This window comes from Flavobacterium sp. HJ-32-4 (assembly GCF_022532105.1).
GTDB lineage: Bacteria > Bacteroidota > Bacteroidia > Flavobacteriales > Flavobacteriaceae > Flavobacterium.
In genome coordinates this window covers 1,563,618-1,575,075 of record NZ_CP092832.1, presented here as the reverse complement: position 1 = coordinate 1,575,075, position 11,458 = coordinate 1,563,618, and the positions used below count along the sequence as shown (strand labels likewise).

Here is an 11,458-nt window from a genome sequence, read left to right as displayed (position 1 = left end):
GTTCCGACTATTTCTTCACCAATTTCAGCAACTGCTCGCCTCCTGCCGCTTTGACCCGCACGAGGTAGTTACCGGCGGGAAGCATGGAAATGTCGACCTGCGCGCCGCGGCCATTGCCTTTCTGGCGGGCGACTTCCTGTCCGAGGAGGTTAAAGAGGGAAATGGTTTCTATGTCGTTCGCACCTGAGATCGTAACGAGATTCGACGCAGGGTTCGGCCATAAAGCGAACGATTCCTCCGCCAAGGTTTGCGTCCCGAGTTGTTGGAAAGTGGTAGTGGCGGTGTTGGTGGCGACCGGCGCGTTGAAATCGAAGTAGATGTCGGCTTTTTGGGTGACGGAATTGCCGGTTACCAGTGTGTTTTTTGTTTTGATTTTGAAAAGCACATTTCCCTTCCCTTCCGGTTGGAGCTGGATACCTTCAAAAATAAACTCCACCAAATCACCATTGCGTTGCACGCGGGGCTGGTGGGAGGAGTCGATGAACTGAAGTGTATTCATATCAAATTTCGAAGCATCCATCTTCATGCGAACGACAACATTCTCTGCCGGGTAATTGCCTGTGTTTTCGAAGTTGACATTATAATGCAGGAACTGGCCTATCAGCGACGGGTCAACCACATCACCTTCCAGGCACGTAATATCATTGGGATCATACGCACCTACTACTGTCTGGTGGAAAGCAAAAGCGTTATCCGCGGGATTCTCGTCAGTTTGCGAAAGGGAAGCATTGCCATTGTAGGTCATAATATCCCCGATATTCACGGCCGGCGTTTCTATAGGACTATTCGCGTTTAGCGTAACGGTGACGGTACGGCTTTCATAGGGCCCCAGACCTGAGAAATCCCAGCTTATACTGCCGGTTGCAATGGTATTGGGAGTGATAGATGCGGAAAGGAAATCGAGTTTGTCATCGTCAAATTGGAAGTTTACCTGTCCACTTTCTGCCTGGTTGCCTTTGTTGCGATAGGTAACGGCGTACGATGCATCGAAACCCGGGCGGATAACGCTAAGCGGTGCGATGGTAACCTCTACATCGTGATGGATGCCGTTGGGGGTGATGCAAAAATTGACATCAGCTACTGAGGTTGTTCCAGTGATAGAAATGGGAACAGAGGAAGGGGCAACCGTAAAATATGATGGGTTATCGACGATTAAAGGTTGGATGACATAGTCACCGTTAAATGGTAAAAACATCTCGTAATTGCCTTCCCGTGCTAGAGTTCCGTAATACCCCTGATCAATAGTTATTCCCACCTGAAAGGCCGGAACGGGGTCATCGGTATCGCACCCGTCGCCATCGCCATCGAGCGTAATAGAACCCGACAATGTGTTATAGTCACCTCCGGGAACAAACGAACAATAGGGACTTACCACTACATCCGACAACTCCGCCATTTCACCGGTGATGGCATCGAATTGCGATTCATCAATACAAAACAATTGCAGACTCCAAAGACGTTGATCCAGGTCGCCCAGCCACCAGCTATACTCCCAAACAAAATCTTCCGCTGCACCATTCTTGGCTAAAATAGCGGTCGCGCTATCGAGCCAGCCCAACCGAACCGTCTCCAAAGACGTACATTCCGTCAGGTCTAAAACCGGTGCGTTTAATGCAAAGAGGTCAAGAAACTTTAAGTGGCTGCAACCAGACAAATTGAGGTCGGTTAGATAGAACGCCCACTCCTCGCCTAAAAATTTAAGTTCTTCTAATTGGTTGGCCTGGGAAAAATCCAATGATTCAATCTCAAGTTCCGACAGTTCGACAAATTTAACTCCAGATCCATTCACCGAAAGTGAGCTAAGGCCTGGGCCGACATAGTTACCTACATCCGTAGACGCCGAACATACTTTTAGGCTTTCAAGGTCAGGGGTGGCGTCTGCATTCAGCCAATCCAAATTGCAATACTCTAGCACAACGTCTTCGACCGAGGTACCATGAACATCCAGTCCCGCTAACCTAGAAAAGGCAAATGAAATATCTTTCAGACCCACACAACCAGAGAAATCAAGCACAAGGTCTTCTGCTAATAATTGTGACGCTGTTACAGACTCCAAATTAGGGCAGCTTTCAATCGTGATAGAGGTTGGACTTGCCGCATAGAATGACAACGTATCCAGGGAAGGGAGATTACTGAGAGAAACCTGCCCAGTGCCATTAATCCAAACACCAGACAAATGTTGTAAGCCCTGTAAATCGAGCATGTACGGCGGTGCGATCCCGCCGTAAGGAGAAAGCGAAATGTATACCTTTTCTAGATTGAAAAAAGAATTGATCCCTTCAAAAGTCGTCACCAAACTTATATTAAGTTGTATGGAAACAACTTGATTGGCTTCGCTCTGTTGAATCTCGCCGTCACCGTTGGCATCAATTGCAATATATTCGCCCGCGGCATTCTGGGCGTTTGTTCCGTCTGACAAAAGAAACGTCTTAAATGCGGGATTGGGTATGTTGACAATCTGCGCCTGGACACCTGCAGCCAATAAAACGCAAAGAAGTAGTAGTTTTTTCATGGTACAACTTTCTGACATCCAAATATAAACAAAACGCTCCGCCAAATGACGGAGCGTTATTATGAAAATGTAAAATTGTAGGATTATTTTACCTTAAATGCTTTCTTACCGGGGAAGTACGCCGTGCTGCCCAACTCCTCTTCAATACGCAGCAATTGGTTGTATTTCGCCATACGGTCCGAGCGTGAAGCGGAACCAGTCTTGATTTGCCCGCAGTTCAACGCCACGGCAAGGTCTGCAATCGTATTGTCCTCCGTTTCACCCGAACGGTGCGACATCACCGAGGTATAACCCGCGTTGTGCGCCATGTTCACCGCGGCGATCGTTTCGGTAAGGGTACCGATCTGGTTTACTTTCACCAGGATGGAATTGGCAATGCCTTTCTCGATGCCGGTAGCCAGACGTTGCACGTTGGTCACGAAGAGGTCGTCTCCCACCAATTGTACTTTATCGCCAATGAGATCGGTGAGGTATTTCCATCCGTCCCAATCATCCTCATACATACCATCTTCAATGGAAATAATCGGGTATTTCGAAGCGAGTTCGGCCAGGTATTCAGCCTGCTCCTTAGACGAACGTACTTTACCGGTGGCGCCTTCGAACTTGGTGTAGTCGTAATTTCCGTTTACATAGAATTCCGAAGCGGCGCAGTCAAGGGCGATCATGATGTCATCCCCGAATTTGTATCCGGCGTTCTCTACCGCTGTCTTGATCGAGTCAAGCGCATCTTCGGTGCCGCCTGCAAGGTTGGGCGCGAAACCACCTTCATCGCCTACCGCTGTTGACAAGTGGCGGTCGTGGAGTACTTTTTTTAGGTTATGGAAGATCTCCGTACCCATCTGCATCGCGTGGGTGAAAGAGGTCGCCTTAACGGGCATGATCATGAATTCCTGGAAGGCGATTGGCGCATCGGAGTGTGAACCGCCGTTGATGATGTTCATCATCGGAACGGGAAGCGTATTTCCGGATACACCGCCTACGTAGCGGTAAAGCGGCAATCCGAGTTCATTGGCCGCTGCTTTTGCCACGGCAAGTGACACCCCCAGGATGGCATTGGCGCCGAGGTTGCCTTTATTGTGCGTACCGTCGAGTTCGATCATCTTTTGGTCGATGTAGTTTTGCTCGAAAACAGAAATACCTACGATTTCTTCGGCTATGGCACCGTTGACGTTTTCGACTGCTTTCCTGACACCTTTGCCCATGTAGGCTTTTCCTCCATCGCGGAGTTCCACTGCTTCGTGTTCGCCGGTAGAGGCGCCTGACGGTACGGCAGCACGTCCGAGCACACCGTTTTCGGTGACAACGTCTACTTCAATGGTGGGATTTCCGCGCGAATCGAGGATTTGCCTTGCATGTACTTTGATGATGATACTCATTGTGTTTGCTTATTTGTTAGTATTTGGCTCAATTTTTCCCGAAAGTAAGAAATTTGGGCCTGTCGGAAAAGCGCTAATTGACTAATCCCAAAAAAGTTATAAACTCAAACGATTTAGTGCAGGATACGCCACAAAACCGACCGAATTCACCCAAAGTCGGTTTTGGATGATGTGTAACCGTCTTTTTTGTAGTACTCTTGTCGTACGACAACCAATACTAAACCCCATGAGTTCACTGTCTGACTTACTACGCACGGTCCGCGCAGACCGACATGTTACAGAGAACCAACTCGCAGAAGCGTTGGGTATTTCTGTAAATGATTATACTGGAATCGAAGAGGGAATCAAACCCCTTTCGATTGAACTTTTCGACCGGATCGTAGAAGTACTCAAGGTCGACCCCTCCAATGTACTGGGAATGTACCTGCAATTGGAACGGGACCGCCGTAAGCAAACTGCCTAAACACTATATCCATCTTGAGAAAAAGCCGCTTATACAGCGGCTTTTTCGTTTTTGTTGATATTCTCGATGAACTGGTCAAAAAGATAGGTGGCATCGTGTGGACCCGGACTTGCCTCTGGGTGATACTGCACCGAAAAACAGTTCTTCGACTTCATCCGCATCCCCGCAACCGTTTCATCGTTGATGTGCAGGTGCGTGATTTCGAAATCGGGATGTTCAAGCAGTTCTTTCTTGCTGACCGCGAATCCGTGGTTTTGTGACGTAATCTCGCCTTCTCCCGTCAGCAGGTTCTTAACCGGATGGTTAATGCCGCGATGCCCGTTGAACATTTTATACGTTGGGATGCCATTGGCCAGGGCGATGACCTGGTGACCGAGGCAAATGCCGAACAGCGGGTCGTTGTGTTTGAGGATTTCGCGGGCCACTTCCTGGGCGGCGATAAGCGGATCCGGATCACCGGGGCCGTTCGACAGGAAATAACCGTGCGGGTTAAAGGCCTTCATCTCTTCATACGTGGCATTGTAAGGGAACACTTTGATGTAGCACCCTCTTTTGGCGAGGTTGCGCAGAATGTTCTTTTTGATCCCGAGATCCAGAGCGGATATGCGGTACGGGGCGTTCTCCTCGCCTACAAAATAGGGCTCGGTTGTAGATACCTTCGAGGCGAGTTCAAGTCCCTCCATATCCGGCACCGCCGCCAGTTGTTTCTTCAGTTCCTCAAGCGGTGTCCCATCGGTGGAGATGGCGGCGTTTTGGGCGCCGTGGTCGCGGATGTAGCTTACAAGTGCGCGGGTATCCACATCGGAAATACAGACGAGCTGTTGTTTTTCGAAGTACTCCTCCAGGCTACCATACGCTTTGTCGCGCGAATAGTTGAAACTAAAGTTCTTGCAGACGAGTCCGGAGATCATCACGCGGTCGGCCTCCACTTCGTCAGTATTGACACCATAGTTGCCGATGTGGGCATTGGTGGCGACCATAATCTGGCCGAAATACGATGGATCGGTGAAAATCTCCTGATAGCCGGTCATGCCGGTGTTGAAGCAAACTTCGCCGAAAGTGGTGCCGGAAATCCCGATGGATTTTCCGTAAAAGACCGTCCCGTCGGCGAGCAGCAGGAGGGCGGTTGGACGTGTGTGGTATTTCATGGTAGTTGTGTGTAGTTAGTAGTCGGTAATTAGTGGTCAGTAGTCAGTGGTTAGTGGTTGGTAGTTAGTAAAATCATACTTGAAATGCTTAACCTTTTACGCTTCTGGCACTAGCTGCTTCGTATACCCTCTCTGGTAAACGCTGCAAAGGTAATCGATTTAGTGCTCTTCAAAAAAAGTGCCGATGAGACTAATTGCATGATTGTTCAAAAAGAGTCGCGCTTCCGTCCGCGTCATACGTTAAACCATACTCCACATAAGAAGGTCCACCGAAAATCTCCTGCCCGTCTAGAACATACGAGGAACGTTCTTCCCAGCGTCTGTAGTTGTTATTGGAAAAAGCAGCAAAAAAGGCGCCTTCGATATAAAACTTTCCCTTTAGAAGATTAGGAGAGGTGTCATAATCCGTAAAAAGCCATTCGCGTTTTCCGGCATACTGCCCCTGTGCGTCATAAAAATTCTGCGTTACTTTCGTCAGGTTTCCATTCTGCATTTCGAACACGCGCCACAGGTTTCCGTTACGCTTCTCCAAAATGGTATCCCCATTGTATTCGTATGTCAAATTGGGGAAGTAAACGAGCCCCGAAACCGATACCTCCGCTTTCTTCCAATATGTCAGTTGATTGTTTGTTATGCGATAGGTATGTACCCGCTGTAAAAAGGGATCAATATTGTGGGCGACATACACTCGAACACTGTCGCCATTGTATACAAGGCTATCTTCTACCGAGCCCGTCATAAAAAAAGTATGGGGGTCACTCCTTCTCATCATCCCTCCTTTCACCTTTGCAATTTTCCCATTTACATAACTAAAATGTAATTTTCCGTCGAATGTGGGATCGGAGGACGGAACACCCGTCAGGTAATCCTCGAACCATAAGGGTAAGGTAGACACACTTATCAAACGGCAAGACGGTTCCGATTCATCATTACTGCAGCCAAAAACAATAGCTGCCAAGGCAAACACAAAAAATAACTTTCTCATATCTAAAAACAAAAAAGGGATAGACGAAACGTCTACCCCTCTATTTTCAGCGTTCACCGACATTTACTCAGCTTCGCCTTCTTTCTTTTCTTCGTCTTCAGCAGCCGCTTCAGGAGCGTCTTCCGTTGCGATTTCAGCAGCCGGGGCCTCTTCAACCGCTGTCTCTTCAGCAACAGGAGCCTCCGCAACCGGCGTCTCTTCAACAGCTACGGTTTCTTCGACTACTACCGCTTCTTCTACTACGGGAGCAGCAACTACTTCTGGAGCTTCTTCTACAGCAGGTGCAGCAGCAGGAGCGGCGGCGGCTGGAGCAGCAGCAGAAGTTGCCTTCTTACCACCACGACGGCTACGTCCTTTTTTCTCCTCTTTCTTGCCTCCGTTGTAGAGTTCGTTGAAGTCGACCAGTTCGATCATCGCCATATCGGCGTTGTCACCCAAACGATTTCCGAGTTTAATAATACGTGTGTATCCTCCCGGACGGTCGCCTACTTTGGCCGCTACGTCGCGGAACAATTCGGTTACGGCGTATTTGTTACGAAGGTAGGCAAACACGATACGACGGTTGTGTGTCGTGTCTTCCTTTGATTTGGTGATCAGCGGCTCTACGAATTGCTTCAGCGCTTTTGCTTTTGCTACTGTAGTATTGATGCGCTTGTGCTCGATAAGTGAGCATGCCATGTTGGCGAGCATCAACTTGCGGTGACCCGCCTGCCTGCTAAGGTGATTTACTTTTTTTCCGTGTCTCATGACATTCTGTTTAAATCTTCATCTTGCTGCGATCCGCCCTGGAGAGCAAAATATGAAGAAGTTAGTTATTCTTTATCGAGCTTATATTTTGACAAATCCATTCCGAACGTAAGGTTCTTGTTGGCCACCAGTTCGTCGAGTTCGGTGAGTGATTTCTTACCGAAATTGCGGAATTTCATTAAGTCATTTTTGTTGAAGGAAACCAGGTCACCCAATGTCTCCACTTCGGCTGCCTTGAGGCAGTTGAGCGCGCGCACTGACAGATCCATATCGACCAACTTGGTCTTCAGGAGCTGGCGCATGTGCAGCGACTCTTCATCATACGACTCGGTTTGCGCGATTTCATCGGCTTCGAGTGTGATGCGCTCATCAGAGAAGAGCATGAAGTGGTGGATGAGTACTTTAGCGGCCTCTGTCAACGCATCTTTCGGTGCGATAGAACCGTCGGTCTTGATCTCGAATACGAGTTTTTCGTAGTCGGTCTTTTGCTCGACACGGAAGTTCTCAATCGCATACTTCACATTCTTCACAGGGGTGAAGATCGAGTCGGTAGCGATGGTTCCGATGGCAGCGTTCTGCTTTTTGTTCTCTTCGGCAGAGACATACCCGCGACCTTTCTCAATGGTGAGTTCAAGGTTCAGGTTGACTTTGCTGTCGAGATTGCAGATGACGAGGTCTGGGTTAAGTACCTGGAAGCCGGAGATGAATTTTTGGAAATCACCTGCCGTTATCTGGTCCTTTCCTGAAAGCGAGATCGTAACTGATTCGTTATCGACGTCTTCGATCTGGCGCTTGAAACGAACTTGCTTCAGGTTCAGGATGATCTCGGTGACATCCTCAACAACGCCGGAGATCGTGGAAAACTCGTGGTCGACACCTTCAATCCTCACAGAGGTGATTGCGTACCCCTCAAGTGCAGAGAGCAGTACTCTCCGGAGGGCATTACCAACGGTCAATCCGTAACCGGGTTCGAGGGGGCGGAATTCGAATTTCCCCTCAAAATCGGTTGAATCGATCATGATAACTTTATCGGGCTTTTGAAAATTAAATATTGCCATTACGACTCAGTCAGTTTTTATTTGTTATACAATTCGACGATCAGCTGCTCCTTGATGTTCTCAGGGATCTGGAGACGGGCCGGTACACTTACGAAGGTACCTTCCATTTGGTCGTTGTTCCAGGTGATCCACTCGTAAACGTGAGCAGAGGCTGCCAACGAATTCACGATCACTTCAACTGACTTCGATTTTTCGCGGACGGCTACTTTGTCGCCCGGCTTCAGGTGGTAAGACGGGATGTTTACCAACTCACCGTTTACCGTAATATGGCGGTGCGAAACGATTTGACGGGCAGCACGACGTGACGGTGCGATGCCCATGCGGAATACTACGTTATCAAGACGCGCTTCGCAAAGTTGCAACAGTACTTCGCCTGTTACACCTTTCTTGGCAGCGGCTTTCTCGAAGAGACCGCGGAATTGTTTTTCCAGGATACCGTATGTGTACTTCGCTTTCTGCTTTTCCATCAACTGTACGGCATATTCGGATTTCTTACCTCTTTTTTTCGCGAGACCGTGTTGTCCCGGTGGGTAATTTCTTTTTTCGAACGACTTATCGTCTCCGAAGATCGCCTCGCCGAATTTACGGGCGATTCTTGTTTGTGGACCAGTATATCTTGCCATTTTAAATTTGATTAAGGGCGGCGATCATGAATTCAGGTCTAATCCTCCGATGACCGGGCTCCGCCAGATAGTACTATTAATTAAACGCGACGTCTTTTCGGTGGACGACAACCGTTGTGAGGCATTGGAGTCACGTCGATGATCTCTGTCACCTCGATACCGCCGTTGTGGATAGAACGGATGGCAGACTCACGTCCGTTGCCCGGTCCTTTCACAAACACCTTCACTTTTTTGAGTCCAGCCTCAAGAGCTACCTTGCTGCAATCTTCAGCCGCCATCTGGGCAGCGTACGGCGTGTTCTTTTTAGAACCGCGGAAGCCCATCTTACCTGCTGACGACCATGCGATCACTTCCCCTTTTTTGTTGGTCAGGGAGATGATGATGTTGTTGAAGGTAGCGCTGATGTGTGCTTCACCTGTCGACTCGATTACAACCTTGCGTTTTTTGGTATTCGCTTTAGCCATTACTACTTATTATTTAGTTGCTTTCTTCTTGTTCGCAACAGTTTTTCTCTTACCTTTTCTCGTACGGGAGTTGTTTTTCGTACGTTGTCCACGAAGCGGAAGTCCGGAACGGTGACGGATGCCACGGTAGCAACCGATGTCCATCAGACGCTTGATGTTCAGCGACGTCTCGGAGCGAAGTTCTCCTTCGATTTTGTAATAAGACACGGCATCACGGATCGCACTGATCTGGTCGTCGTTCCAATCTTGCACTTTGGTGTCTTCACTAACATTGGCTTTGGCCAGGATCTCGGACGCACGGCTTTTTCCGATACCGAAGATATAGGTCAAAGCAATAACGCCTCTCTTGTTTTTGGGGATGTCTACCCCTGCTATTCTTGCCATAATTACCCTTGTCTTTGTTTAAATCTAGGATTCTTCTTGTTGATTACGTATAATCTGCCTTTGCGGCGTACGATGACGCACTCGGCACTTCTCTTCTTTACGGATGCTCTTACTTTCATCTCTGTCTTTTTTTAATATCTGTACGTGATTCTCGCTTTTGACAGATCGTATGGGCTCATTTCCAGTTTCACCTTGTCACCCGGGAGCAACTTGATGTAGTGCATACGCATTTTACCGGAGATGTGCGCGATGACGATATGTCCGTTTTCCAACTCAACACGGAACATCGCATTCGAGAGTGCCTCGATGATGGAACCGTCTTGTTCTATTGCTGACTGTTTTGCCATGCTTACGCGACCGCTTTTCTATTCTTACCGCTCTTCATCAGGCCATCATAATGCCTGTTCAGGATGTAGGCGTTGATTTGTTGGATGGTATCGATTGCGACACCTACCATGATAATCAACGACGTTCCGCCGTAAAACATCGCCCATGGCTGTTGCACTCCGAGGTTGTGAACGATCGCAGGAAGGATCGCAATCAACACCAAGTACAGGGAACCAGGGAACGTCACCAATGACATGATTCTGTCAAGATAGTTCGCCGTTTCTTCTCCGGGCTTAATGCCAGGGATGAAACCACCGCTGCGTTTCAGGTCGTCGGCCATTTTGTTGGTCGGAACCGTAATCGCCGTATAGAAATACGTGAAGATTACGATGAGTAGCCCGAAAACGAAGCAATACCAGAATCCGAAGATATTTTGGAAAGTTGTGTGAATCGACTGCGCCAGCTCCGACTGTTTGTTAATCCCGGCAACAGCGGCAGGGATAAACATGATTGCCTGAGCGAAGATGATCGGCATTACACCAGACGCGTTCAGCTTAAGTGGAATAAACTGTCGGTTTGCACCGGTAGCATCCGTCTCGAACTCACCGGCAACGGTACGACGGGCGTACTGTACGGGGATTTTGCGAACGGCCATTACCAAGAGCACGCAGGCAATAATGACCACAAGCCAACCGATAATCTCCAATACGATAAGCATCGGTCCACCACCGTTGTTGGTCACAACAGAAGCGAATTCCTGCACGAACGCCTGCGGCATACGGGCCAGGATACCAATCATAATGAGGAGGGAGATACCGTTTCCGATACCTTTATCGGTGATTTTCTCACCCAGCCACATCGCGAAGATGGTACCGGTTACAAGAATGGTCACGGATACGAACAGGAAGGATACATCGAAGAAACCGTCTGCAAACGCTGACTTAGGCAGCGTCTGGTTCAGGTTGAAGATATAGCCCGGAGCCTGTACGAGACAAACAAGAATGGTCAACCAACGTGTAATCTGGTTGATTTTCTTACGTCCGCTTTCGCCGTCCTTCTGGAGTTTTTGCAGGTAAGGGATGGCGATACCCATCAACTGCACCACGATGGATGCAGAGATATAAGGCATGATCCCGAGTGCGAATACGGAAGCCTTAGAGAAGGCACCACCCGTAAACATATCGAGAATCGATCCGATACCACTTTCCGTTTGTCCTGTTAAGCCGCTTAATTGAGTCGTATCGATGCCCGGAAGCGGAACGTGAGCGCCGAAGCGATACACGAGCAGAAGGCCGAGCGTGAGCACGATACGGTTCTTCAGCTCCTCGATCTTCCAGACATTGCGTATTGATTCAAAAAAATTCTTCATCT

General features: G+C 48.7%; 12 protein-coding genes and 1 pseudogene. 1 reads left to right on the top strand and 12 read right to left on the bottom strand.

Annotation, left to right across the window (positions count from 1 at the left end):
* Window positions 1–7: 7 nt before the first annotated feature.
* On the bottom strand, window positions 8–2,512 hold the full coding sequence (locus MKO97_RS06390; protein ID WP_241105287.1) for a T9SS type A sorting domain-containing protein: 2,505 nt from the start codon (window positions 2,510–2,512) through the stop codon (window positions 8–10).
* Window positions 2,513–2,595: 83 nt separating this feature from the next.
* On the bottom strand, window positions 2,596–3,888 hold the full coding sequence (eno, locus tag MKO97_RS06385) for a phosphopyruvate hydratase (RefSeq protein WP_241105285.1): 1,293 nt from the start codon (window positions 3,886–3,888) through the stop codon (window positions 2,596–2,598).
* Window positions 3,889–4,114: 226 nt separating this feature from the next.
* Here eno and MKO97_RS06380 point away from each other — a divergent pair, with 226 nt between their 5' ends.
* A complete protein-coding gene (locus MKO97_RS06380; protein WP_241105284.1) occupies window positions 4,115–4,351 on the top strand; it encodes a helix-turn-helix domain-containing protein in 237 nt (78 codons plus the stop codon).
* Window positions 4,352–4,380: 29 nt separating this feature from the next.
* Here MKO97_RS06380 and carA read toward each other — a convergent pair whose 3' ends face one another.
* The 10 genes and pseudogenes from carA to secY form a co-directional block, all read right to left on the bottom strand.
* Complete coding sequence (carA, locus tag MKO97_RS06375; RefSeq protein WP_241105282.1) at window positions 4,381–5,499, bottom strand: glutamine-hydrolyzing carbamoyl-phosphate synthase small subunit; 1,119 nt, start codon at window positions 5,497–5,499, stop codon at window positions 4,381–4,383.
* A 190-nt stretch (window positions 5,500–5,689) separates the two neighbouring features.
* On the bottom strand, window positions 5,690–6,484 hold the full coding sequence (locus tag MKO97_RS06370) for a hypothetical protein (protein WP_241105278.1): 795 nt from the start codon (window positions 6,482–6,484) through the stop codon (window positions 5,690–5,692).
* Between the two features lie 258 nt (window positions 6,485–6,742).
* Window positions 6,743–7,231, bottom strand: a pseudogene (rplQ, locus tag MKO97_RS06365) (50S ribosomal protein L17); the annotation flags it as partial.
* A 65-nt stretch (window positions 7,232–7,296) separates the two neighbouring features.
* A complete protein-coding gene (locus MKO97_RS06360; protein WP_241105276.1) occupies window positions 7,297–8,289 on the bottom strand; it encodes a DNA-directed RNA polymerase subunit alpha in 993 nt (330 codons plus the stop codon).
* A 17-nt stretch (window positions 8,290–8,306) separates the two neighbouring features.
* Window positions 8,307–8,912, bottom strand: a complete 606-nt coding sequence (rpsD, locus tag MKO97_RS06355; protein ID WP_241105274.1) for a 30S ribosomal protein S4 — start codon at window positions 8,910–8,912, stop codon at window positions 8,307–8,309.
* An 80-nt stretch (window positions 8,913–8,992) separates the two neighbouring features.
* Window positions 8,993–9,376 carry a 30S ribosomal protein S11 gene (rpsK, locus tag MKO97_RS06350; protein WP_241105270.1) on the bottom strand — a complete coding sequence of 128 codons (384 nt, stop codon included), beginning with the start codon at window positions 9,374–9,376 and terminating at the stop codon, window positions 8,993–8,995.
* Window positions 9,377–9,385: 9 nt separating this feature from the next.
* Window positions 9,386–9,760: a 30S ribosomal protein S13 gene (gene rpsM, locus MKO97_RS06345; RefSeq protein ID WP_241105268.1), complete on the bottom strand. Its 375-nt coding sequence runs from the start codon at window positions 9,758–9,760 to the stop codon at window positions 9,386–9,388.
* Window positions 9,761–9,762: 2 nt separating this feature from the next.
* Entirely contained in the window at window positions 9,763–9,879 is a 117-nt protein-coding gene (gene ykgO, locus MKO97_RS06340) for a type B 50S ribosomal protein L36 (RefSeq protein ID WP_084139925.1), read from the bottom strand.
* 12 nt (window positions 9,880–9,891) lie between these two features.
* Window positions 9,892–10,107, bottom strand: coding sequence for a translation initiation factor IF-1 (gene infA / locus MKO97_RS06335; RefSeq protein WP_007136545.1), 216 nt, complete (start codon window positions 10,105–10,107; stop codon window positions 9,892–9,894).
* 2 nt (window positions 10,108–10,109) lie between these two features.
* Window positions 10,110–11,456 carry a preprotein translocase subunit SecY gene (gene secY, locus MKO97_RS06330; RefSeq protein WP_241105266.1) on the bottom strand — a complete coding sequence of 449 codons (1,347 nt, stop codon included), beginning with the start codon at window positions 11,454–11,456 and terminating at the stop codon, window positions 10,110–10,112.
* Window positions 11,457–11,458: the final 2 nt, after the last annotated feature.